19 protein-coding genes and 2 tRNA genes are annotated in these 23,838 nt (G+C 42.4%); 7 read left to right on the top strand and 14 right to left on the bottom strand.

The genetic code is table 11. From position 1 onward, the window contains the following. Positions 1–1,197: an IPT/TIG domain-containing protein gene (locus tag ALKIM_RS0105295; RefSeq protein ID WP_026473724.1), complete on the top strand. Its 1,197-nt coding sequence runs from the start codon at positions 1–3 to the stop codon at positions 1,195–1,197. A 102-nt stretch (positions 1,198–1,299) separates the two neighbouring features. On the opposite strand, the gene ALKIM_RS0105290 is transcribed toward ALKIM_RS0105295, so the two are convergent. Continuing rightward, positions 1,300–1,387, bottom strand: a tRNA-Leu gene (locus tag ALKIM_RS0105290). Between the two features lie 52 nt (positions 1,388–1,439). After that, positions 1,440–1,512: transfer RNA gene (locus tag ALKIM_RS0105285), tRNA-Gly, on the bottom strand. 315 nt (positions 1,513–1,827) lie between these two features. On the opposite strand from ALKIM_RS0105285, the gene ALKIM_RS0105275 reads away from it, so the two are divergent. From ALKIM_RS0105275 to ALKIM_RS0105265, 3 genes are all read left to right on the top strand, one after another. Next, positions 1,828–2,661, top strand: a complete 834-nt coding sequence (locus ALKIM_RS0105275) for a hypothetical protein (protein WP_026473723.1) — start codon at positions 1,828–1,830, stop codon at positions 2,659–2,661. Positions 2,662–3,029: 368 nt separating this feature from the next. Next, entirely contained in the window at positions 3,030–4,064 is a 1,035-nt protein-coding gene (locus tag ALKIM_RS19170) for a sensor histidine kinase (protein WP_052345419.1), read from the top strand. Between the two features lie 25 nt (positions 4,065–4,089). Beyond that, positions 4,090–4,839 (top strand): LytR/AlgR family response regulator transcription factor, encoded by a 750-nt coding sequence (locus tag ALKIM_RS0105265; protein ID WP_026473722.1) that lies wholly within the window; start codon positions 4,090–4,092, stop codon positions 4,837–4,839. 9 nt (positions 4,840–4,848) lie between these two features. Here the strand turns inward: ALKIM_RS0105265 and mutS are convergent, their stop codons facing one another. Next, entirely contained in the window at positions 4,849–7,428 is a 2,580-nt protein-coding gene (mutS, locus tag ALKIM_RS0105260) for a DNA mismatch repair protein MutS (RefSeq protein ID WP_044117765.1), read from the bottom strand. Between the two features lie 258 nt (positions 7,429–7,686). On the opposite strand from mutS, the gene ALKIM_RS19820 reads away from it, so the two are divergent. Next, on the top strand, positions 7,687–7,857 hold the full coding sequence (locus ALKIM_RS19820) for a hypothetical protein (protein WP_157363793.1): 171 nt from the start codon (positions 7,687–7,689) through the stop codon (positions 7,855–7,857). Positions 7,858–7,953: 96 nt separating this feature from the next. Here the strand turns inward: ALKIM_RS19820 and ALKIM_RS0105250 are convergent, their stop codons facing one another. From ALKIM_RS0105250 to ALKIM_RS0105210, 8 genes are all read right to left on the bottom strand, one after another. Then, positions 7,954–8,679 carry a tRNA1(Val) (adenine(37)-N6)-methyltransferase gene (locus tag ALKIM_RS0105250; protein WP_026473720.1) on the bottom strand — a complete coding sequence of 242 codons (726 nt, stop codon included), beginning with the start codon at positions 8,677–8,679 and terminating at the stop codon, positions 7,954–7,956. A gap of 6 nt (positions 8,680–8,685) precedes the next feature. Beyond that, complete coding sequence (locus ALKIM_RS0105245) at positions 8,686–9,456, bottom strand: TIGR02757 family protein (protein WP_026473719.1); 771 nt, start codon at positions 9,454–9,456, stop codon at positions 8,686–8,688. Positions 9,457–9,469: 13 nt separating this feature from the next. Further along, a complete protein-coding gene (locus tag ALKIM_RS0105240) occupies positions 9,470–10,120 on the bottom strand; it encodes an ABC transporter ATP-binding protein (protein WP_026473718.1) in 651 nt (216 codons plus the stop codon). Positions 10,121–10,131: 11 nt separating this feature from the next. Then, complete coding sequence (locus ALKIM_RS0105235) at positions 10,132–11,067, bottom strand: calcium/sodium antiporter (RefSeq protein WP_026473717.1); 936 nt, start codon at positions 11,065–11,067, stop codon at positions 10,132–10,134. Between the two features lie 41 nt (positions 11,068–11,108). Further along, positions 11,109–11,537 carry a twin-arginine translocase TatA/TatE family subunit gene (gene tatA / locus ALKIM_RS19555; protein ID WP_044117764.1) on the bottom strand — a complete coding sequence of 143 codons (429 nt, stop codon included), beginning with the start codon at positions 11,535–11,537 and terminating at the stop codon, positions 11,109–11,111. A gap of 267 nt (positions 11,538–11,804) precedes the next feature. Beyond that, the gene (gene secDF, locus ALKIM_RS0105220) at positions 11,805–14,813 is read right to left on the bottom strand and encodes a protein translocase subunit SecDF (protein ID WP_026473716.1); all 3,009 of its coding nucleotides are present in this window, start codon (positions 14,811–14,813) and stop codon (positions 11,805–11,807) included. A gap of 241 nt (positions 14,814–15,054) precedes the next feature. Further along, entirely contained in the window at positions 15,055–17,475 is a 2,421-nt protein-coding gene (locus ALKIM_RS0105215) for an ABC transporter permease (protein WP_026473715.1), read from the bottom strand. A gap of 42 nt (positions 17,476–17,517) precedes the next feature. After that, positions 17,518–18,201, bottom strand: a complete 684-nt coding sequence (locus ALKIM_RS0105210) for an ABC transporter ATP-binding protein (protein ID WP_044117763.1) — start codon at positions 18,199–18,201, stop codon at positions 17,518–17,520. A gap of 424 nt (positions 18,202–18,625) precedes the next feature. Between ALKIM_RS0105210 and ALKIM_RS0105205 the strand changes: the two genes are divergently transcribed. Both ALKIM_RS0105205 and ALKIM_RS0105200 read left to right on the top strand, forming a co-directional pair. Then, complete coding sequence (locus ALKIM_RS0105205) at positions 18,626–20,002, top strand: sigma-54-dependent transcriptional regulator (protein ID WP_026473713.1); 1,377 nt, start codon at positions 18,626–18,628, stop codon at positions 20,000–20,002. Then, positions 19,992–21,353, top strand: coding sequence for a sensor histidine kinase (locus ALKIM_RS0105200; RefSeq protein WP_026473712.1), 1,362 nt, complete (start codon positions 19,992–19,994; stop codon positions 21,351–21,353). The genes ALKIM_RS0105205 and ALKIM_RS0105200 overlap by 11 nt, the downstream gene beginning before the upstream one ends. A gap of 5 nt (positions 21,354–21,358) precedes the next feature. Here the strand turns inward: ALKIM_RS0105200 and rsmG are convergent, their stop codons facing one another. The 3 genes from rsmG to ALKIM_RS0105185 all read right to left on the bottom strand — a co-directional run bounded on the left by rsmG (position 21,359) and on the right by ALKIM_RS0105185 (position 23,788). Beyond that, on the bottom strand, positions 21,359–21,979 hold the full coding sequence (gene rsmG / locus ALKIM_RS0105195; protein ID WP_026473711.1) for a 16S rRNA (guanine(527)-N(7))-methyltransferase RsmG: 621 nt from the start codon (positions 21,977–21,979) through the stop codon (positions 21,359–21,361). Positions 21,980–22,055: 76 nt separating this feature from the next. Beyond that, positions 22,056–22,661, bottom strand: coding sequence for an RNA polymerase sigma factor (locus tag ALKIM_RS0105190; RefSeq protein WP_026473710.1), 606 nt, complete (start codon positions 22,659–22,661; stop codon positions 22,056–22,058). After that, complete coding sequence (locus tag ALKIM_RS0105185; protein ID WP_026473709.1) at positions 22,652–23,788, bottom strand: glycosyltransferase; 1,137 nt, start codon at positions 23,786–23,788, stop codon at positions 22,652–22,654. The genes ALKIM_RS0105190 and ALKIM_RS0105185 overlap by 10 nt, the downstream gene beginning before the upstream one ends. Between the last annotated feature and the right edge of the window lie 50 nt (positions 23,789–23,838).

The raw sequence follows: 23,838 nt of genomic DNA, 5'->3' as shown, positions 1-23,838 counted from the left end.
ATGAAAATACGACTAATTATAATCTCTTCTGTATTCCTTTTTTTCTCATGCAGTTATGAGGTTCTTGAATCATTTGATTATCCAAGGGTACAAACTCTTTTTGTAACAGATGCTTCCTTAACAGGAGCTGTGCTGCATGGAGAAATAATTGCTCAGGGATCATCGCCGGTAATTGAGTCGGGATTTCTGGTTGTACGAGAAGGTATGGAGTTTAATTTCAATCGTTCAGAAAAGGCACTTACCAACAGCGTCACACAATCAGGTGCTTTCTCAGCAACAATAGATGCGGCTCTCGAAAAAGGGGTAACTTATAATTTAAGGGCATTTGCACGCACCAAGGATTATGTGTCGATGGGAAATTTGCTTTCGTTTGTAAGCGAAGGAAGTTTGCCGCCGGTTATAAACTCATTTTATCCTCACACTGCCTTGTTTGGTGATACTATTACTATCAGGGGTATGCGCTTTAGTGGTATTAGAAATCGGGTTATGTTTGGAACAGTAGAGGCACAGAATATTGTTACTAATAGTGATTCATTAATTAAAGTTGTTGTTCCCATTTTGCCAAATGAACTTCATGTGCCTATTACAGTGCAAACGGGAGATAACCCGACTACCTCTGCTGAGTTTTTTAGTTATTTAATTCCAGTAATTCATCAAGTTTCTCCGCAAACGGGAACTTATGGTGACGTGATAACAATCAAAGGCGGAAATCTTGGATATGTTGGAAAAATAGCGTCAGTGTATTTCGATGACGTCATTGCGCAAGTGATTGAAATTTCTGATAGAGAGTTAAAGGTAAAAGTGCCTGTTGTTCTTACAAGTGAAACGCCTGTGATATCTATAAGATCTGGTTTTTTGATGGGTTTGGCCGATCTTCCTTTTTATCTAAAGGAGTTTATACTTACTGATTTCAATCCCAAAATAATCGAGGACTTTAGTATGCCTATTGAGATTACCCTCATAGGGCAATATTTTAACCCGGTACTTAAAAATAATAAAGTTTATATAAGTGGAGTGGAAATCAAAGTTTTGTCTGCAACTACTGAAGAAATACGTATTTTATTGCCCAACTGGATTTTTCCAGCTAATTCGGATTTGTTGTATAACTATTCTAAAAGTTGGCGTATAAGTGTCAAGATAGCAGGTAGTACCAGGCATTTTGATGATTTATTGGAGATTAGGCATGTGGTGAAATGACGGGTTACAACAATACTTTCGTTGATTTGTGTACCTCAACTTACACATTTCATATATAAAACAACAAAGCCTCCCGAAAATTCAGGAGGCTTTGTTGTGAAATGGTACCCGGAGCCGGGGTCGAACCGGCACGGCCGCAATGGCCACAGGATTTTAAGTCCTGCGTGTCTACCAATTCCACCATCCGGGCAGACCAAAATCATTAAGTGAAAAAAATCCCCGAGGAAGGGGATTGTTCAGAGAGCGAAAAACGGGACTCGAACCCGCGACCCCGACCTTGGCAAGGTCGTGCTCTACCAACTGAGCTATTTTCGCATTTTTAAAATTCACCTTTGCTTGGTACGTACATTCTAACTTCCAGAAGCGTTTTCGCGCAAAAGCAGTGCAAAGATAACAGTTTTTTGTTTTATACAAATGGTGAAATCATTTTTTTTCAAAAAAGTTAAAACTCTTCTTCGCCTCCCATTCGTCAGCTCAGTTTCCGGCACAACCATGTATAATGCCCGTTCATCACCTTAAATTTTTGTCGCAGTCTTCAACGCCTTAATTTTGAGCTGTTATTCATTCAAAAACGACAAAAAGACAATTCCCAGTGGGTATTCAGTCATTTAACTTTTAAAACTCATTCAGATGAAAACACTAAAACTTTTCCAAATGCTTATTCTGGCAATTATTGTCATGAGTTGTGCACAATCTCAACTTAAGATTGATGACTCCCTGTTTTCAAGATTGCCTGATAATCTTGAATTAAACGACGAAGTTCAAACTTACTTGATGATTACCGACCATCACAACGGTGATATTTTTGGCAACTTCCATAGTAAAATGAGGCTCAAAGGTGAGTATACAAGAGGCCTGGCAGGTGGCGCTGTGAAATGGAACAATGTTACTGTGGCATTCTCAATGCATCCCGATGAAGCGTATACTGATGAACAAACAATCGATTACATGGAAAATTTTACCTATGTGATTTCGAGGGATATGCTCAACCCTGAGAAATTTCAAACATTTACCGACCATAGTGCATTTACCAAAAATTTGATTTGGGATATGATGGGGATAGAAGGTTTGGCTTGGCTTTGCTTTGATAAACTTGAACTAAACAAACCTTATAAAGCCGTTGAGTTTAATCAAAAAATGGATCTGGCTGGTCAAGGGTTCTTTGAAAACAAAAATATGGAGCTTACCTGGACAGGAATTTCTAAACAGAACAATGAGCTTTGCGCCGTAATTGATTACCGAACTTTAAACAATCCCCTCGAAGTTGTGGCTGACGGGCTTGAAATTAAGGGTCTTAGCAATTACTGGGGGAATATTTGGGTGTCGCTTGAAGATAAACAAATTGAGTATGCCACCCTGTTTGAAAACGTAACAATGGAACTGCTGTTGCCGGGCCAGACCAATAAGCAATTGGTAAATACAATCAGGGAGATTGAGGTTATCAAGCTTCAAACCATCAGGTAGTTATGTCAGGCAAATCAACCTGGTCAGACCAACTTCAACGAATATTTTAGCCAGGTTGATTTGCTATAAGCTGTATCCCTCAGGCTTTGTGATTAAACGCGTGCAATGGTTCATGTTTTGGAAAAGCTAATTCAGTTTTAGTTGCATTCACATACAGATAGCAATTGTTATACCTTTAACCTAATTAGCGCGTCAAGTTGATTTTATCTAAATTTAGAATTCAGAATGGTGCTTTTAATCGCTGGATAAATAGTTTGATTCATTTGCATTCTGTTTTTTTTCAGGATTCAGGTCAATTATTCATAAACTGACACGCAATTGATAGATTCTTTGCAATTGTTTGAAATCGAATTAACCAACATATTCTGATGCATAACATAATAAAATCTCAACAAAAATCTATTAAAAGGTTTCTCATACAGCGCGTTAAAGTAATGGCAGGAGCCTTGCTTTTTGGACTGTTTTTTAGTCTGGTATTGATGACCGAAGTATGGTACATCTCACTAATCACCTATGTTCAATTGGAACTGTTTTTTTGGCTTGGTCAACAATTCTTTAAATCTATTGAGATCAAATCGACCAAAATTAAAGCAACGATTATAGTTCGGCTGCTTCTTTTTTATGCAACAGTATTATGTATTGCGCTTATTTTTTTGGTAGCAGTGTATCTCTTCCAACATTTTATTCAAGGAATCAATCCGGTTGATTTGCTACCCTCTTTAACTTCGGTGGAAATGAAGAATTTCTTTAAAATGTTGTTGATTGGCTTTGCCATCGGATCTGTTTTCTTCTTTTATGTTCAATGGTCTGAGGCTCTTAAAAAACAGGAGCTATTGGAAAAAGAGAAGCTGATTTTTCAATATGAAACACTTAAAAATCAATTGGATCCCCATTTTTTATTCAATAATCTTAACACCTTATCATCTTTGGTTAAAAGCAACCCTGATTTATCTGAAGCGTTTATTCAAAAATTGGCTTCTGTGTATAGATATATTCTCGATAATCAGGAAAAAAAGCTGGTTACAGTTGCCAAAGAGATGTGCTTTGTTCAGGAATATTTCTTTCTGAGAAAAATCAGAGATGAAGAGAAGATTGAACTTCACATCGATATTGAAGGTGTGGAAGATGCCTTTATTCTGCCGGTTTCAGTACAGCTTTTGGTTGAAAATGCACTGAAACACAACCAGGCCACTCGCTCAAACCCGTTAATCATAACCATTAATAAAGAAAACCAAAATGGCCTTACCGTCATTAATAATTTACAGAAGAAAATGCATCTCACCCATTCCTCGGGCATTGGCCTGAAGAATTTAAATGAACGTTGCAAATTAATCTTAAACCGGGAGATTCGCATTGTGCAAACCAATAGTGAATTTGTGGTAACCATACCAATTGTTTTATAGTTTCTATTTCACAAAACCAATTAACATGACAGCGGTAATTATTGAAGATGAACGTTTGGCCGCAGAAAGACTTGTAGGGTTATTAAACCAAACTGCACCTGACATAGAGATTATTACCAGCCTTGAATCGGTTGAGCAATCCATCAATTGGCTGTCGGCCAATCCGTTACCCGACCTTATTTTTATGGATATTCAGCTCGACGATGGCATCTCATTCGAAATTCTTGAGACACTTAAAATTGAAGTGCCGGTAATTTTTACAACCGCTTACAACGAATATGCAATAAAAGCTTTTAATGTAAACAGTGTGGATTATCTGCTAAAGCCCGTTGATAAAGTAGCTTTAGACAGAGCCTTGGAAAAATTCAGGAAGGTTTTCAGAACCATTGACATGGAAGAGAAATTGTCAAGGGTAGTTGAACAGATTTCAAAACCCTGGAAAACACGTTTCTTTGTAAAAGTAGGATCCCGTTTTCAATCCATTCCTGTTACAGAAATCAACTGTTTTTATGTTGAAGAAAAGTGTACATTTTTGAAAACAATCGGGAATAAAAACTATGCGCTCGATTACTCCCTCGACCAACTTCAAAAAAGAATTGATCCGAAAACCTTTTTCCGTATTAACCGGAGTTATATCGTTAACATTCGCTTCATAACGGATATAATCAGCTACTCAACCAACCGTCTTAAATTAAAAATCGAAAATTGCCACGACGAAGGTCTAATTGTCAGTCGCGATAAAGTATGTGAATTTAAACATTGGCTCGATCAGTGAGCACTTAAATCATAACCCTGCAATCTTCTTTATGTCGTTGAGTTTATTCAACGCTTCCATGGGCGTGAGGTTGTTGATGTCGAGGTTGGCAATCTGGTCACGAATTTGTTTCAGAACCGGATCGTCCAACTGGAAGAAACTGAGCTGAAAACCTTCACGGTGCTTGGCCAGGTCGCCCACAGGTTTTGCTAGCTGCCCTTTGCGATGCGTGTCTTCCAGTTCTTTGAGTATGTCATCGGCACGCTTCACAACGCTTTTGGGCATGCCTGCCATACGTGCCACATGAATACCAAAACTATGATTACTCCCTCCCGGTACAAGTTTGCGGATGAAAATGACTTTGTTATCCACCTCTTTTACCGATACGTTGAAGTTTTTGCAACGCTTATAGGTGTTGGCCATTTCGTTTAGTTCATGGTAGTGCGTGGCAAAAAGTGTTTTTGCTGCGCCACGTTTGTTTTCATGGATGTACTCCACAATGCTCCATGCAATTGAAATGCCATCGTAGGTACTGGTGCCGCGACCCAATTCGTCAAAAAGTATCAGGCTGCGATCAGACAAGTTGTTGAGGATGCTTGCAGCTTCATTCATCTCTACCATAAAGGTTGACTCACCTTGCGAGATGTTGTCGGATGCACCCACACGCGTAAATATCTTATCAACCACACCAATTTTAGCCGATTCGGCAGGGACGAAACTGCCAATTTGAGACAAGAGTACGATGAGGGCGGTTTGGCGCAAGAGTGCCGATTTACCGGCCATGTTTGGCCCCGTTATGATGATGATTTGTTGCTTCTCGTTGTCAAGATACACGTCATTTGGGATATATGGCTCCCCGGGAGGCAATTGTTTTTCAATAACGGGGTGGCGTCCCGCTTTTATGTCGATGATGTCGCTCTCATCAACCAATGGCCTTACGTATTTATTCTCTTTGGCAAGAAGAGAAAATCCAATGAGACAATCGAGCTTGGCAAGGAGGGTCGCATTCACCTGAATGGCAGGAATAAATTCTGCAACCGCAGCCAGTATTTGGTTGTAAAGCTCTGTTTCGATGGATAGGATTCGTTCTTCGGCTCCCAGTATCTTAGATTCGTATTCTTTAAGTTCTTCGGTTATATAGCGCTCTGCATTTACAAGTGTCTGTTTTCTTATCCAGTCGGCAGGCACTTTGTCTTTGTGGGTGTTTCGCACTTCAATATAATAACCAAAAACATTGTTAAAGCTGATTTTCAGGCTCGAGATTCCGGTGCGTTCACTCTCGCGTTGTTGCAAATTGGCCAGATAATCTTTGCCGCTGAAAGCAATGTTTCTTAAGTCATCAAGTTCCGAAGAAATGCCATCGCGTATTACACCTCCTTTGTTTATTTGTGCCGGGGGGTCTGTTTCGATTTCCCGATGGATGCGATCCTGAAGCGAAGGGCAGGCATTTAGTTGCTCTCCAATGTGTTTGAGTACGCTGTTGTCGGCCTCCATACATAGTTGCCGCATTGGACCAATGTTGATGAGGGCGAGTTTAAGTTGCACCATCTCTCTTGGTGTCATTCTTCCTGATGCCACTTTTGAAACGAGGCGTTCAAGGTCACCTATTGGGCGCAGATAGGATTGAAGCTGCTCTTTTAGTTCGGGATCACGAAAGAAATACTCCACCACCGACTGACGGTCGCGGATGGGTTGTACGTCTTTAAGTGGGAGTGCTATCCAGCGTTTAAGCAAGCGGCTGCCCATTGGTGTAATGGTGCGATCCACCACATCAACCAGTGATTTACCCCCTTCGTTAACGGGATAAAAAAGTTCGAGGTTACGAATGGTGAATTTATCCAGCCAAACATATTTTTCCTCTTCGATTCTTGTCAGCGTGGTGATATGGGCTATTTGACTGTGTTGCGTCAGATCCAGATAATGCAGAATGGCGCCAGAGGCTACTGTGCCCAGCTTGAGGTTGTTAACGCCAAAACCCTTAAGCGATTTGGTTTCGAAATGTTTAAGCAACCGGTCGCGTGCCGAATCTTCTGTGAAAATCCAGTCTTCGAGGGGATAGATGTAGTGTTTGCTGCCAAAGAGTTCAATGAATTGCTGACGTTTCGCTTTTTCAAAGAGTACTTCTTTTGGTTTAAACCCTGACAACAGTTTCTCGATGTGCTCGAAAGTACCTTCTGCTGTGAGAAATTCGCCGGTAGATAGGTCGAGGAACGAGATGCCTCCATATTTTGTGTCGAGATGAACGGCGGCCAGAAAGTTGTTTTCACGATGCTCCAGTATGTTGTCGCTGATGGCCACACCGGGGGTAACCAATTCGGTTACGCCGCGTTTCACAATATTTTTTGTGGTTTTTGGATCTTCAAGCTGGTCGCATACGGCTACTCGTTGCCCGGCGCGCACCAGTTTTGGCAGATAAGTATCAAGCGCATGATGGGGAAAGCCGGCCAGCTCCACATGTTGCGCCGAGCCATTGGCTCTTCGGGTAAGGGTGATGCCCAGAATTTCGGAGACTTTAATGGCATCTTCAGAGAATGTCTCATAAAAGTCGCCCACACGGAATAGCAGAATGGCATCGGGATATTTATTCTTAATGCCGAAATATTGCTTCATGAGCGGGGTTTGTACCACGTTGTCCTGGGATTTCAATATAATTTGTTTTTGGAGGTTTGTACTCAGTTGTTACACTTTCGTGATTCACAAAGATAACTTCAAATCACCTATTACAAAAATCAGAGTGGCTATTTGAAGGAGTGAATTAACCATTTGCACTTAACAGGAAACCGCAACAATTGTTTTTTTTGAGCACGAAAAGTTTGAAAAGTGCCATTCAGTTTGTAAATTTATGCGAACCCTTAAAAACGTAAGGTTATGAATGAATTTTTAAAATACGCAGGTGTGGTTTTAGTCCTTCTGGGTGTGGTTTTGTTGGGCGTTTATGCCTTTCAAAACATGGTTAGCAATACGCTATTGGTTGTTTCAGCACTATTATTGATAGGTGGCGTAGCGATGCATGTTATCCTAAACCGCATTTTTGAATAGCATTTAAGATCCCTCCCTGCAGGTGACCATCAGGTTTATTTAAGTATATTCCCTTCGATTGTCTGGTGGCACCTGCTTTTTTCTTTTCTTATACTGTTAGTCCTTCATTTTTAGATAAAATGCTTTGGTAAGTTCGATGTATGCATCGGAATAGTTGTGACGTCCATTTATCTCCAGAATCATTTCATCCAAAACAGGTTCCCGGTCATTTTTAACTCCCCAAACCGCGAGTACGCGTGATGGTGCTTTCTCAGGTGTTGGAAACACTGTGAGGCGTTTTATTTCATATAGTTCATTACGCACTGCCAGTTCTGAAAAAATCCTATAGCCCGGGTAGGGTAGGATGAGTGCCAGTTTGCCTGAGGGGGAGAGCAGTTTTTTAGCACCCGTAAGTAAGTCATCGTGTGATAGTTCGCTGGTATGCCTTGCCAACGTGCGCGAAGGGCAAAGTGCTTTTTGGGAGTTGACAAAAAATGGCGGATTTGAGACTATCAAATCAAATTGATGTGGGGCTGATTGAATCATTGTCTGAAAAGCTCCGAAAACAATCTTTATCCTCTCGGACCAGGGTGAGTCAGCCACATTTTGAGAAGCTTGATTGAAGGCTGCTTCATCAATCTCTATTCCGGTAATTTTCGCATGAGGGTTTCTTTGTGCCAGCATCAAGGCTATTAATCCGGTACCCGTTCCCACATCCAGTATTGTGTTCGCATCCGCAACAGGCGCCCATGCGCCAAGCAACACCCCATCGGTGCCTACTTTCATTGCTGCCAAATCCTGCCTTATAGTGAATTGCTTGAACTGGAAATAGTTGTTGGGCATTAGGTGTTATTTTTTTTGTGATTCGTAAACGCCTAGCCCAAACAGGGCAAAATCATAATATGCAGGGTCCTGTGGACGAAACTGCCGAAGTTGTTCCGTGAGTTCTTCAACAGATTGCCAATCGTTTTGCTTACGATGCAACATGCCTAAATCTCTTGCCACATTGCCAACATGCACATCCAATGGAATCATAAGTGCCGATTTGGGTATGCCTTTCCACAATCCAAAATCTACAATTCCATCGTCACGTACCATCCAGCGCAGAAACATGTTTAGTCGTTTTGCCGATGCGTCTTTAGTTGTATTGGCCACATGTTTGCCAGTTCTGGGCAAGGGATGGAAACTTAGAAAAACATCTCTGAAATATTCCAGAGCTCCTTTAATATGGCCATGTTTTTTATATCCATCAGTAAAGATTGATTCAAGACCGCCTGAATGGGTATAAATCTCCTTCAACGCAGAAAGAAAATAGAGTGTATCTGACGCGTTAAAAGTTCGGTAAACAAATTTGTTGAATCGCATCAATTGAGAGTCATCAATCTGCATCAGAAACTCATGAGGCGAATTGTCCATCAGACTGACAAGCTCAGCACATTTTTTAAGAATCATTTTTCGCTGTCCCCAGGCGAGTGTCGCAGTAAGAAATGCAATAATCTCGATGTCTTCTTTTTTGGTAAAACGGTGTGGGATGGAGACAGGGTCTTCAAGAACAAACCATTTTTCATTGTAGAATGCTGCTTTGTCGTCAAGAAAGGATTTTAACTCTTCATTTGTCATCCACATACCAATGTTAAACAATTAGCCCGTCCCTCATGTGGATGGTTCGGTCAGATTTAATGGCAAGATGTTCGTCGTGGGTTACTATTACAAAGGTTTGCTTAAATCGGTCGCGCAGAGAGACAAAGAGCCCCATCAGCTCTTCCTGGTTTTTTGAATCGAGGTTACCGGATGGCTCGTCGGCAAAAATAACCAGTGGGTCGTTAATAAGGGCTCTGGCAACGGCTACACGCTGTTTTTCACCACCACTCAATTCCGAGGGTTTATGTTCGAGGCGATGTGACAGCCCCAGAAAAGCTAGTAGTTCAGAAGCTTTATTGGTGGCTTCTTTATGCTGACTTCCGCCAATTAATGCGGGTAACATACAATTCTCGAGCGCTGTGAATTCGGGTAAAAGCTGGTGAAATTGGAAAACAAAGCCGATGTGTTTGTTGCGGAAACGCGCCAGTTGGCTTTCGTTTAATTTATGAATGGCTGTTCCATTTATATATACTTCGCCGGCCGAAGGCCTATCGAGCGATCCCAGTATTTGAAGAAGGGTGGTTTTGCCGGCACCGCTGGCGCCCAGAATGGAGACGATTTCTGCAGCACCAATTGTAAGGTCGATGCCTTTAAGTACTTCCAGATCGCCAAATGATTTTTTTATGCCTTTGCCCTCTACCATCGATTAGAAAATTACCTGAAAAGTAAATAGATGTATGCAATATACAAAAAGAACATGAAAGCCCCTTTGGTCCTGGTGATATTGCCGTTGGACAAAGGGAGCATGAACAGCAGTAACAGTATTGCAAACGCAGCACTCCAGAGAATGTCAGCTGTCAACACATGGGCGTTGGTAACAGGCAATGGCCTTATAACAGCAGTGGCTCCCAACACCGCCCAAATATTGAAAATATTGGAGCCAACAATGTTGCCAACCGAAATATCATTCTCTTTTTTAAAGATGGCAATAACAGAAGTAGCCAATTCGGGAATGCTGGTTCCAAAAGCCACGATGGATATTCCAATAACCCTGTCGCTCACACCCCATCGTTCAGCCAGTTCAACAGCTCCTTTTACAAGCCACTCGGCACCAAAATATAAGCCGGTTACCGAAATCACAACAACTAAAATTGCCAGATATAGGGGATAGGAGGGTTTGAGGATGGTTTCGCCCGACTGGCTATGTTTGCGCCTCGACTGATATAGAGACCAAAAGAGATATAAACCGAGTGCTACAAGAAAGGTTAGCCCTTCCCAGAGGCCTAAAACACCATTTTGAATAAATAGAATGAGCAGAATGGTAGATAGCATCATCACGCCCCAATCAAATCGGATATTTCTGTTTCTGATTGGAATGGGCATCATCATTGCTACTAAACCCAAAATCAGCCCAATGTTGGCAATGTTGGAGCCTACAATGTTTCCCACCGCTAAATCGGGAACGCCGTTATATGCAGCCTTTATGCTCACAAAGAGTTCTGGTGCCGAAGTGCCAAAAGCGACCACAGTTAATCCAATTACAAGCGTGCTTATTTTGAAATGGCGTGATAACTCAACACTGCCCTTAACCAGCCAGTTGCCACTAATAAAGAGGGTAACAAACCCAATTAAGAGCCATATTAATGCCATATATTTCGGAGGTTTAATTCAGTATTTGAGAGCTATAGCCGTTATTTGGATTCTTTGTCAGAATCCGGTGTGCTCTCATCAGTAGCAGTGGATTCATCGCTTATTTGCGGACTCGCACTTTCATCGGCCAACTCGTCCGATGATACTTCCGGCTTATCCAGACCATAAACGTCATCCGCAGGCAGCTGATGCGTTCCATAATCCTCACGTGTGACATCCTCAGCTGCATTTCGGATTTCATGCCCATTTTGGCGTATGTTCTCCTCAAGTGCCGATATCTCTTCACGTATTTCGTCGGTGCTTTCTTCAAATTCCCTTTTGATATCTTCGGCTGCTTTTCTGAACTCATTCATCCCTTTACCAAATGACCTTGCAAGGTCAGGTATCTTCTTTGAGCCAAAAAGCATGAGTACCACCAGAAAGATAAGTACTATCTCTCCCATGGATATTCCAAAAAGAAAAAGAGTCATAATGGTCTGTTTTTATGCAAAGGTATAAAATCCCCTGCTTAATTCAGTATCTGTTTTAATATAAACGGAGATATTGAGCACATATCTGGCATGGTAGCTGTTTTATTGTTGTGGGTCATGTTAAATCGGAATAATTATAGAAATTATGGATGTAATTGGGCTGTTTATTTTTTTTTCTGCAACAGTATTTGGTGCGTTTACCCCTAAAAACAAAGAAAGCCCCCCATTTATAACGGGAGGCCTTCTTAATGTTATTGTCTGAATTGCTTACTTGTCAAGCTTAGCCTTTTCATTTCTTTTGATGAAATTGTAGGCAATAGGTGATGCAATGAAGATGGACGAATAGGTACCCACAAATACACCAATGATAAGTGCGAAAACAAATCCGCGGATAACCTCACTTCCGAACACAAAAATCACAAGAAGCACTACCAAAGTAGTCATAGAGGTGTTGATTGTACGACTGATGGTTGAGTTGATGGCCAGGTCGAATACCTCCATTGTACTGCGCTTGGGATACAATATCCGATATTCACGGATACGGTCGAATACAACCACTGTATCGTTGATAGAGTAACCGATAACTGTGAGTATTGCGGCAATAAACGCCTGGTCAATCTCCATGGCAAAAGGTACAATTGTGTAGAACAGTGAGAAGATACCCAGTACAAACATTGCATCGTGAATAACTGCTGCAATAGCGCCAAGACCCAACTGCCACGTGCGGAAACGTATAAGAATGTAGAGGAATATAACCACCAGCGAGAAGAAGATGGCCAATCCTGCTTTGTTTCTTATGTCAGTTGCAATGGTAGGTCCTACTTTCTGAGAACTCATTACAAAGTCTGCGTTAAATTCCTCCTGAGTTGTACCTGCCGGCAGAAAAGGTTTAATACCTTGGAAAAGGCTGTTTTCAACCATAACATCGGCACTCTCATCGGTGTCAAAAACCAGATAGTTGGTTGCAATCCGAATCTGGTTAGCTGTACCAAAGGTTTTTACTTCGGTATTTGCTCCTTCAAATGCAGCTGCAACTGATGAGAAAATATCAGAAGAGTTTACGTTATCAGCAAATCGAACTACGTAGGTACGACCACCTGTAAAGTCAATGCCTTGTTTTAAACCGCGGATGGATAAAGAACCAATTGCGATGATGATGAATGCACCTGAAAGAATAAAGAAAGTGGTGCGCTTCTCCATGAATTTAATATGCAGGTTTTTGAAAAGATTCTCGGTCCATTTTGAACCAAAGCTCACATCAACCTTAGAGTTTAGTAACCATTCGTAAACAAGTCTGGTTATAAATATTGCTGAGAAGAATGAGGTGGCGATACCTATCATCAATGTGGTGGCAAAACCTTTAATTGGTCCGGTACCAAACAGGAAGAGGATAAGACCAGTTAAGAAGGTGGTTACGTTGGCATCGATGATGGCAGAGAAAGCGTTTTTATAACCATCGGAGATGGCAAGTCGCAATCCTTTACCAGCCCGCAACTCCTCACGGATACGTTCATAGATGAGTACGTTGGCATCTACCGACATACCTATCGTTAATACAATACCAGCGATACCGGGAAGTGTAAGAATGGCGTTAAAAGCAGCCAGCACACCCATTACAAAGAACATGTTCGCAATAAGAGCGATATCGGCTACAATACCAGCTTTGATACCGTAGTAAATAATCATGTATAGCAGAACCACAAAGAATGCCCAGATGAACGATTTTAAACCGGCATCCACAGCTTCTTTACCCAACGATGGACCCACTACGGTGTCCTCAACAATACGGGCAGGAGCAGGCAGTTTACCTGAACGCAGGATGTTTGCCAAGTCTTTGGCCTCTTCGGGGCTAAAGTTTCCGGTGATGGATGATTGTCCGCCACGTATTTCGTTTTGTACGGTTGGGAAACTGTAAACGTAACCATCTAAAACAATGGCAATGGATTTACCGATGTTGGCTTTTGTGAGGCGTGCCCATGTTTTGGCACCTTCACTGTTCATCGACATCTCAATTTCAAATGAACCGGTGGGGCTTACTCTGTCTCTGGCATTGGTGATGGCATCGCCTTCGAGTGGCGGACGACCATCAAAACTTGTTGAGCGAATGGCCACCAACTGGAAAAAACTTTCACGGGTTTGGCCTACGCCTGGAACCCAGAATTGAAGGTCAGATGCTGGAATAGGTTTCACAGTCCACATCAAACGAAGGTCGCGTGGCAAAACTGCTCTAACCTGATCGCTTTGCAGCCATTGGTCAATCTGCGCCATATTCCTGCCTGATGCTACACCTACTACCGGGCCAGTGGCGCGGCCGCTGGGTTGCAGCAAGGTAAACAATGAACGTCCTTCTTCGGAAGTGGTAACGGTGTCAGATTCAATTTCTCTCAGCAGTCCAAGATCACTCTCAGTAGTTTCTGCGGCAACTGCCACAGTGTCAGTAACAACCTCGGCTGGCGCAGTTCTTTGCTCCATGCGGGCTATCACATTGTTAGCCTGTGCCAGATATTCAAATATTTCCTGATTGTCATAGGTTTCCCAGAACTCAAGACTGGCAGAACCTTTTAGCAGGTTTCTTACGCGCTCCGGTTCTGTTACACCCGGTAACTCAATTAGCACCTGGCCATCTTTCTGCAAGCGCTGTACGTTGGGCTGTACCACGCCAAAACGGTCGATACGCGTACGTATGATGTTGAATGCATTGTCGATAGCTGCACGAGACTCTTCGCGAAGTACTCTCAAAACTTCCTCATTTGAGGAGTCGTATTTAACTTTGTCACGCAGCTCTACGGTGTTGAAAATTGCGGCCAAACTTCCATTGGGTGCTACATCCTGAAAGGCATCGCCAAACAAAGAAACGAAATCACGAACAGAGGTTTTTTCACGCTCTTCAGCCAGAGCAATGGCTCTTAGGAAATTCTCGTCCTGGTTGTAGTTTGAAAGCGCCTGAATAATATCAGCTACTTTTACCTCTAATATGAGGTTCATACCTCCCTTGAGGTCCAAACCAAAATTTATCTCTCTGGATTTACACTCCATGTAGGTGTATTTTCTTAACCCAAACAGGAAGTTGTAAACGGTCTCATGGGCCATGGAATCCAGATAGTTTACCTCATAGCGGCGGATAATCTCAGGTGATGCTTCTTCGCCTGCACGCATGGTGGCATATTGAAGGGCATCTTTTTCAACCTTTCGCGAATGATAGGTAAAAGTTAACTGGTATAAACTCACTAAAGCCAAGAGAATGGCAAATAGTCTGATCGCTCCTTTGTTTTGCATCTGATTATTCTTTTATCTATTCTAAAAACGTTTTTACATATGTTTTTATCCGTAAACATTTTAATTTTTAAGGTCGGATAACCTGCCCCTGTTTATCGGGGAAACTAATTGCCTGCCATTTTCACTGATGTGTTGTGAGTTGGTAAACAAGTTTGTTTCATAATCGCGCAAATATATTGATTTTTTTTAATAAACCTAACTGACAGCGGCTAAGAAAAAAGGATTGCACGACGGTAGTTTTTTATTTTTCTTTCATTTCACGGATGCCTGTGAGGTACATTACAAGTATCGAAACAATGGTGAGTAGCATCATGGCAAATAAATAGATTAGGAAGGAGGGTTTAAATGCCGATTCAAAACCTGAAAGCCACATGCTGATGCCGAAATGGGATAATGGAATGGCTAAAAGCATACCTATGAATATGAATCCGATGGCTCCTCCAAAACTATCTAATAGTATTTTTTCGATTGGTGCAGCCATTGCTTTTTTTATTTCGATGTTTTTTTGATGATAATGAAGAACAAATGTTACCATTCCTATGGTGCCAATGAGGGCAAGAATGCAGGCAAGTATGGCAAACATAGTTGCAATGCGTGCAAATCGAATCTCTTCGGAATAGTAATCGTTAAAGCGATCGCTCAGGGGGAAATGATTCACGGGGTTTTCATTGAATTCACTTTTCCACGCTGTTTTTATCTCATTTAATGCTTCGTGTTGATGATTTTTGTCGATTTTCACCAAAAGGAAGTCTGTTCTGACGGCAGGCGATTTTTGCATGAATACCATAGGGCGTGCCTGGTATTTACGACTCTCGAAATGTATGTCGTTGATGATACCGATGTTTGAAAAACGGTAAATTTCACCCGAAGCACGACCTCTTACCAACTCCAAATGGCTTATGTCTTCATCAAAATAACCAAGCAGACGCGCAGCGGTTTCGTTCACGATGATTTGTGAGCGGTCGGTTGTGTCGGCATCGGTAAATAGTCTGCCCGAGATGAGATTGACACCTAATGTATGAAAGAAGCCGGCATCTACATAATTTACATCCAGTATTATCACAATTGAACTGTCTTGTGGACTGCGGAATGAGAAGGCATTGGGCTCTTCTCCCGGAAGCGTATAAGCTTCACCCGTATGAATGATGTTTGGCAGTTCCCGGAGTTTTAACTTCATCTTATCCAGCTCCTCGGGTTGTAATGTGCCTCGCTCGAGCACAATAACACCTGAATGATCGCAGCCATGAGGCAGTTTTTTCAGGTGATGTATTTGCCCATACATGGCAATGGTGAGCGTAATTAATGTCATGGCCATACCGGTTTGCAGCACAACCAGTATCCCACGAATAATAAGGCCTGCTTTTTTAACCCGTACCGGGCCTTTTGTTATGGCAACCGCGTTTTGTCCGCTGAAAAACAGAGCAGGATAGCTTCCGGCAATGACTCCGGTAATGAGGGTGATAATCAGAATCCAGAGTAAATCTGGTCGTTTTACGAATCCCTGAAGCGCCATCTCGATGTTAAAAAGCCGGATAAACAGTGGCAACAACAGCTCAACCAAAACCAAGGCCATTGTGAGTGCAATAAAGGAGTAGGCGATGGATTCGGTAAAAAACTGATATACCAAATCGAGCCGAGAGGCGCCGAAATACCTTCTGGCGGCAACTTCCTTGAACCTTCTGGAGGGCTTTGCAGTTGTGAGGTTCATGAAGTTAATGGCTGTAACTAAAAGAATAAAGAATGCAATGCCCATCAGTATAAATATATATGTGGGATTGGCACCTTTCTTCTGCTCGTGGCTCAGTTGGGAGTGCAAGTATATCTCATGTATTGGCGAAATGCCGAACTGCAGATGCACATAGTCCTGATATACGTACTCCTCATCGAAGGATTGGAGAAGTTCCTCCCTGATTTTCTCTCTTGAGCTTTCTGTTATCTGTTTGGCGATTTCAAGCGGATCAACCTCCGGACTCAAACGGCAATAGGTGATGGAATTCAGATAGAGCCAGCGTTTCTCCATGCTTCCGCGTGCCTCTCTCTCATCCATCATGCGGGCAGCTGCCTGCCACGCCGCAATTATGTCGAAAGAAAAATGGCTGTTGGGCGGCACATCAGCAATAACCCCGGAAACCCTATAGTTTAAGCCATTGTCGAAAGTTAATTTTTCATCCAATGGGTTTCGTGAACCAAAAAGCCTCTGCGATGCCGAAAGGGTTAATACCAGCGCATCTTCGTCGTTCATGGCAGTGAGCGGATCTCCCAATAAAAAGCGAAATGGAAAAACCTTGAAAAACTGTGGGTCGGCATAGTATACCGATGTTTCCATGGTTTTGTTATATGCGCTTTCGGCAATTTTCCTGCTGGCCATAATGAATCGGGTGGATGCCTCAACCCCAGTCAAATCTTTTAGCTCCCCAATAATTGGGCGTGGTGTGAGTGCGCTACTGATGGAGTCTTCACCAATTTTTCCGTAGCTATATATGCGATGTATTTGTTCGTAGCCTGGCAGATAGCGGTCGTAGTTTGATTCGTAGTAAACGTATATCAGAACCAGTAACCCCATGGCAATACCCACTGACAACCCCAGGAGGCTTATCAATGAGAATCCGCGGTGAAGAATTATGTTGCGGATGAGCGTTTTTATGAAGTTGGTTAATCGCATGATTCGGTTACTGCTGCTACTTACAGAATATTTTGCTTGTTATCATAAGCCGGAATGCCCGGCTTCACTTACCACGTGGCCATCGAACAATTGAATCACCCGTTGAGCCCGCTGTGCGATGTTCATCGAGTTGGTGAAGAGTACTATCGTGATACCATCTTCATTGATGCCGGAAAGCAGCTCCATTATTTCACCTCCTGCAGTTGAATCCAGACTTCCGGTAGGCTCGTCGGCCAGAAGTAGTTTTGGCTTAAAAACCGTAGCCCTTGCCAGCGCCGTTATTTGCTTTTGCAATCCGGTTAAGTGCGAGGGATAAACATTGTATTTGTGTGATATTTTGTAGCGGTTAAGCACGTCCTGTACCATTTTGCGCCGTTCTTTCTTCGAATAATCCAGATATATAAGCGGAAGTTCTATGTTTTCGAATACAGTGAGTTCATCCACAAGCTGAAAATCTTTGAATACAAATCCGATAAGCCCTCTTCGAAGCAAGAGTCTTTGTCTGTCGGGCAATTGGCTTACCTCTCTGTTCATGAAGAATACTTCGCCGCTATCGGGTGTCTCCATTAATCCCAATATATTAAACAGGGATGATTTGCCACATCCGGAAGGGCCTGTTACCGATACAAACTCGTTGTCCCCAATGTCGATATTGACATTGATAAGGGCCACGTTTTCCACATTGTGTGACCGGTAAACTTTTATCAGATTTCTGGTATGAATCATCTGCTTATGTTCGATTTCGTGCGCAATATGTCCGATTCCGTACGTTTTTATGTTCTGCTGTTCGGAATAAATACACTCGTTACATATATAATATGTCAAATTCTACTATTGATTTTCAATAAAATATGAACCCGACACACCCATTTTCGCTCTCAGATGTTGAATCGTTTCTAATCATCTGCTTTTTATAAGGCACAAACCATGCCATCGAAACTATTTTGTTGGCATTAAGTTTTTTAACTTAAGAATATCCCGGTTAAACGTGGCTAGAAATTAAACTAACTGTACGTTTTTGAACGCTATTTTTCCAAAGATGAACATTTATTTGTAGATTTGATTGGCTTCTGCCTGTTTTTTGAAGTTTTTTGCATGGTTTCTGCAGTATGCCTGCGAAATCTGATAAACAGATTAATATTATTTTATTATGGCTGATAAGATTGGTAAAATATTGGCGGTGGATGACAATGCCGACATTCTCTTTGCGCTTAAGATGTTGCTAAAACCGCATGTTGAGATAATTAAGACTGAAACAAACCCTTCACATATTCCTCAGTTGATGGAGGAGGACGATTATGATGTGATACTGCTTGACATGAATTTTAATAAGGATGCCATCAGTGGCACAGAGGGATTTGACTGGTTAGCCCGCATTCTTGAAATAGATCCTGCTGCCGTTGTGCTTTTTATCACTGCTTATGGCGATGTGGAAAAGTCTGTTAAAGCCATTAAGGCTGGCGCATCTGATTTCATCATTAAGCCTTGGCAAAATGAGAAGTTGCTGGCTACCATCTGGTCAGCTATAAGGCTGCGCAAGTCGCGCCTTGAGGTGTCATCGTTGAAAGAGCGCCAAATTGGACTTAGCAGTATAATGGATCAACCTTTTGCTGACTTCATTGGCGTATCTCCCGGCATGCAAAGGGTATTCAGCACCATTCAAAAAGTAGCTGCTACCGACGCCAATGTGCTGATTCTTGGTGAAAACGGAACAGGTAAGGAGTTGGTGGCACGGGCGCTGCACAGACAGTCAAAGCGTTGCGACGAAGCATTTATCAGCGTGGATTTGGGTGCTTTAAGCGAAACCCTTTTCGAAAGCGAATTATTTGGACACATGAAAGGAGCCTTTACCGATGCCAAGGCTGACCGTCCCGGTCGTTTTGAGTTGGCCTCGGGCGGCACCATTTTTCTCGATGAGATAGGCAACCTGTCACTACCTCTGCAAGCCAAGTTGCTCACTGTGCTCGAGCGCAGAGAAGTGACACGGGTGGGCGCTAACAAACCCAAGCCTATTGATATTCGTCTGATATGTGCTACCAATATGGGTATAAAGCAGATGGCTGCCGAAGGGGGCTTTCGTCAGGATTTACTCTATCGTATCAACACTGTGGAGATAGATTTGCCGCCTTTGCGCGAGCGCCATGAAGACATCCCTGTGTTGGCTGATCATTTCATAAAAATATACAGCAAAAAGTACTATAAAAAGGTTAACAAATTGAGCGGCGCGGTTCTTCGCAAACTCACAAACTATCCATGGCCCGGTAATGTGCGTGAATTTCAACACGTAATTGAACGCACACTTATTATGAGTGAATCCGATACGCTATCCGAACATGATTTTCAGCTTAATGTGCAATCAGCACCCAGTGAAGGTATGGAACTTGACTCCTACAACCTTGAGGAAGTGGAACGAAGAATTATTGAAAAGGTGCTCAAGAATAACCTTGGGAATGTATCTAAGGCCGCATACGAATTGGGTCTGACGCGTACTTCACTATATCGCCGAATGGAGAAATATGGCCTTTAGAAATTTTCGTGTCAATATAGTAATCAGGATTATCCTGCTAACGGCAACGCTGATGGCTTTTGCATTTCTGCTGATGCAAACCGAACTGACCATCACGCTGACCATGATTGGGGTTATTGCCATTTTTCAAGTAGTGTCACTTATTCGTCATGCCGATTCAACCAACCGCCTGCTGAATAGTTTTCTTCAATCTATTCGTTATTCAGATTTTACCCGAACATTTCAGGTCGAAAGCAGCGACGACTCCTTGAATCGTTTAAAGAAGACCTTCAACGATGTTATTGGTGATTTTCAGGCGGTGCGTGCCGAAAAAGAGGAGAGTTATCACTACTTGCAGACTGTGATTCAGCATATTGGTATCGCATTAATCGCTTTTCAAAAAGATGGATCGGTGGAGTTGATCAACAATGCCACTAAAAAGCTCTTTCAAGTACGAACGCTAAATAACATTCAAAATCTTCGAGACTACAGTCCTGATTTGGTACAGAGGCTTTTAACCATAAAGCATGGTGAAAACACTCTGGTTAAAATTCGCGAAAAGGACGACTATTTGCAGCTTTCGGTGTATGGCACTGAGTTCAAGATTCATAACCGTACCATTATTCTGGTCTCCATTAAAAACATACAACATGAGTTGGATGAGAAGGAGATGGAGTCATGGCAAAAACTGATTCGGGTGTTAACCCATGAGATAATGAATTCCATAACACCCATCTCATCGCTTTCATCTACAGTAAACTTATTAATGGATGATGTGATAGGTTCACTTAAAGAAAAGGATAGCTGTGGAGATGATGTGGAGAGTCTTCAGGAGATTTATAGTGCTCTTCAAACCATTCAGAAACGTACAGAAGGGCTAATTCATTTTGTGAATACATACCGGAATCTCACCCGCATTCCCACGCCAAACTTCAATATTTTTCCGGTTACACGGTTGCTTAATAATATCTATGAGCTTCACCGTCAGGAGATGAATGAGAAGCATGTGGCCTGCAAGATTGTGGTTGATCCCCCTACATTGGAGCTTTATGCCGATGAACAATTGATTGAGCAGGTGCTTATCAATTTGGTGAAGAATGCAATCCACGCCATCGAGGGACGAGAATCTCCTGAGATTGAGATGAAGGCGTTTCTAAATCGCCGGGGTAAAATTACCATTCAGATAACCGACAATGGCGCAGGTATTTTACCCGAAGTACTGGACAAAATTTTCATTCCGTTTTTTTCTACTAAGCCGCAGGGTTCAGGTATAGGGCTCAGCTTGTCGCGTCAGATACTGAGGTTGCATTCCGGAACTATTAATGTCTATTCCGAACCCGATGTTGAAACCCGCTTTACACTTGTTTTCTGATGGGTTCAAAGTGACAAGTGCACCAGTTTTTTAGTGTCAAAGAATGGTTCTTTAAAGTAAGTTGCAAGCTCTATTACCGAAAGTGTTTTTTGAAATGGTTGTATTTCAGCCGTGATATCACCACCTTTCAGATAGAGAATGCCATTTGAAATTGCATTGGCTTGTTTTATGCCAATGAGATGGCGCGATTGACTTACAAATGTTGGCAGCGCAGTAACGGCGCGACTCACGATAAAATCAAATTTCCCTTTGAATTGCTCCGAACGCGACTGGCAGGCATCAACATTTTCCAATCCGAGATCCTCGGCTACAGCTTGTACTACCTTAATCTTCTTTCCAATTGAATCGATAAGTGTAAAGTCCGCATTTGGAAAGAGGATGGCCAATGGAATTCCGGGGAAGCCGCCTCCTGTGCCTATGTCAATAATTTTGGTGCCATCCGTGAACTGAATAAACCGACCAATTGCCAGAGAGTGGAGCACATGGTGTTCGTAAAACGCATCCATATCTTTTCTGGAAATGACATTGATGCGGCTGTTCCAGTCGGCATAAATATCCTTCAATCTGGCAAATCGTTCTTTTTGGATGTCGGTAAGTGAGGGGAAATATTTTAATATGAGTTCCATTTTTTTTATGCTGAGGTGAATGCAATACAAAACGGCCGGACGATGGCCCGGCTGTGAGTGTTGAGAATGTGCTCCGTTAATGCTTAACTTCGGTGTTTTTCAGTGTGTTGTAGAGTAGTTCACGGGCACGGAAGAGCTGGGCTTTTACAGTTCCAAGGGGCAAATCCAACTCCTCGGAAATCTCTTCATAGGAGTACTCTTTGAAATAACGTAGTTCAATCAGGGTGCGGTAACGTGGCTTCAATTTCTTTACCACCGTGCGCATCAATATGGCTTTTTGCTCTCTGATGAGGTTCTCTTCCGGGTCGGGCGTCTCATCTTTCAAATGAATTTGTGGCTCCGTATCTTTTTCATCGGTGAAACTGCCATCAATGGAAATATGATTTGAGCGTTTCTTGCGCAGGTAGTCGATACAGTTGTTGGACGCGATTTTAAAAAGCCAGGTGCTGAAAGCGTAGTTCGGGGAGTATTGCCCCAGATTTTTAAATGCCTTTCCAAAAGCTTCTATGGTGAGATCTTCAGCATCGGTTTTGTTGTTGATCATCTTAAGCAGCATAAAATAGATGGCATCCCTATAACGTGCCATCAGCTCTGCATATGCTTTTTGGTCGCCATTCTCAGCTCTTTGCACCAACTCGAGGTCATACTTCGCCTTATCCGAGAGATTGGGATTTATTTCCATTTGCTTTTACTTCTACTGAACAGATTGCCTGAAAAGGCCCACATTAATAATATCGGGTGGAGAAACTCAAACCAAAACATCGTCCAGAAAATCCTCCCCTGATTTAACTTTTTGGAAATCAGGCTCCATAAGGTTATCTGGAGTAGCCATTTGAATAGCATCGCCCCCGCAGCCATTAACGCAAAAGTATTAAAAAATATTAAAACAATAGCCGATAACCAAAATATTATTCTGCTGAATGGTTCAAGAAAAAGTTCCGTTTTAATTCCTGATTTGTAGAGGGATGTTGTGGTAAGGTGGCGCATTTTTTGGTTTCGCCATGTGTTAAGTGTTTGTGGTGGCACTGAGATGGTTTGCGCTTCGGGGTGAATCACCACAGTGGTGTTGGTTTTGCTTGCTGTTTCCTGTACAAAAAGATCGTCATCGCCAGATTGAATGTGGACATGGTTCTTAAGGCCATTGTTTCTGATGAAAAGGCTTTTTTTGTAAGCCAGGTTGCGTCCTACGCCCATATATGGTTTGCGACTCAGAGCAAAACCCATATATTGAATGGCGGCAAAAAAGGTGTCGTACCTAACCAGTTGGTTGATAAAGCCTCTTCTTTTTTCGTAGCCGCCAAATCCCAGTACTATCTCTTTGTTTCTGTCTGAGAACCCTTGCGCCATCTGATTTAGCCATTGGCTGCCGGCAGGTTTGCAATCAGCGTCTGTCAACACAAGGTATTCTGAATTAGCAGCTTTGACGCCGATTGTAAGGGCCAGCTTTTTGCCATGAAAAAACTTCCGATCAACCGGAATGGAGGTGTAGTAAAGTTTTGGGAATCTCTCTTTTAAGCGTGCCAGAACCATCTCTGTTTCGTCCTCTGAGCAGTCATTTACCACAATAACTTCAAATTCGGGATATTCTTGTGTGAGTATTTCGGGTAGAAATTTTTCGAGGTTGTCGGCTTCGTTTTTTGCACAAATAATGACTGACACCGGTTCTGAAAATGGTGTGGTGGTGTCTGCCTGTTTGAAAAATGCGAGCGGACGCACTCTTACGAGTAGAAACCACAATTGCACAAGCAGACCAAAAAGGGCTAAGCCAGCAAATATCAATTCTTTGACAGACAGGGAGGAGAAATCCATAAGTGAAGAAATAGTTTGGGTCAAAATTGCAACTTTTTTTTAACGGAGAC

The organism is Alkaliflexus imshenetskii DSM 15055, from assembly GCF_000517065.1.
Taxonomy (GTDB): Bacteria; Bacteroidota; Bacteroidia; order Bacteroidales; family Marinilabiliaceae; genus Alkaliflexus; species Alkaliflexus imshenetskii.
This window is presented reverse-complemented; position numbering and strand designations above follow the sequence as displayed.

Coding starts and splice junctions, on each gene's coding strand:
- rsmG (WP_026473711.1), bottom strand. CDS start 21,979: ATGGAACTCATATTAAAATATTTCCCCTCACTTACCGACATCCAAAAA.
- ALKIM_RS0105245 (WP_026473719.1), bottom strand. CDS start 9,456: ATGACAAATGAAGAGTTAAAATCCTTTCTTGACGACAAAGCAGCATTC.
- secDF (WP_026473716.1), bottom strand. CDS start 14,813: ATGCAAAACAAAGGAGCGATCAGACTATTTGCCATTCTCTTGGCTTTA.
- ALKIM_RS0105275 (WP_026473723.1), top strand. CDS start 1,828: ATGAAAACACTAAAACTTTTCCAAATGCTTATTCTGGCAATTATTGTC.
- ALKIM_RS19820 (WP_157363793.1), top strand. CDS start 7,687: ATGAATGAATTTTTAAAATACGCAGGTGTGGTTTTAGTCCTTCTGGGT.
- ALKIM_RS0105200 (WP_026473712.1), top strand. CDS start 19,992: ATGGCCTTTAGAAATTTTCGTGTCAATATAGTAATCAGGATTATCCTG.
- mutS (WP_044117765.1), bottom strand. CDS start 7,428: ATGAAGCAATATTTCGGCATTAAGAATAAATATCCCGATGCCATTCTG.
- ALKIM_RS0105235 (WP_026473717.1), bottom strand. CDS start 11,067: ATGGCATTAATATGGCTCTTAATTGGGTTTGTTACCCTCTTTATTAGT.
- ALKIM_RS0105210 (WP_044117763.1), bottom strand. CDS start 18,201: ATGATTCATACCAGAAATCTGATAAAAGTTTACCGGTCACACAATGTG.
- ALKIM_RS0105190 (WP_026473710.1), bottom strand. CDS start 22,661: ATGGAAATAAATCCCAATCTCTCGGATAAGGCGAAGTATGACCTCGAG.
- ALKIM_RS0105185 (WP_026473709.1), bottom strand. CDS start 23,788: ATGGATTTCTCCTCCCTGTCTGTCAAAGAATTGATATTTGCTGGCTTA.
- ALKIM_RS0105295 (WP_026473724.1), top strand. CDS start 1: ATGAAAATACGACTAATTATAATCTCTTCTGTATTCCTTTTTTTCTCA.
- ALKIM_RS0105250 (WP_026473720.1), bottom strand. CDS start 8,679: ATGCCCAACAACTATTTCCAGTTCAAGCAATTCACTATAAGGCAGGAT.
- ALKIM_RS0105240 (WP_026473718.1), bottom strand. CDS start 10,120: ATGGTAGAGGGCAAAGGCATAAAAAAATCATTTGGCGATCTGGAAGTA.
- tatA (WP_044117764.1), bottom strand. CDS start 11,537: ATGACTCTTTTTCTTTTTGGAATATCCATGGGAGAGATAGTACTTATC.
- ALKIM_RS0105265 (WP_026473722.1), top strand. CDS start 4,090: ATGACAGCGGTAATTATTGAAGATGAACGTTTGGCCGCAGAAAGACTT.
- ALKIM_RS19170 (WP_052345419.1), top strand. CDS start 3,030: ATGCATAACATAATAAAATCTCAACAAAAATCTATTAAAAGGTTTCTC.
- ALKIM_RS0105215 (WP_026473715.1), bottom strand. CDS start 17,475: ATGCGATTAACCAACTTCATAAAAACGCTCATCCGCAACATAATTCTT.
- ALKIM_RS0105205 (WP_026473713.1), top strand. CDS start 18,626: ATGGCTGATAAGATTGGTAAAATATTGGCGGTGGATGACAATGCCGAC.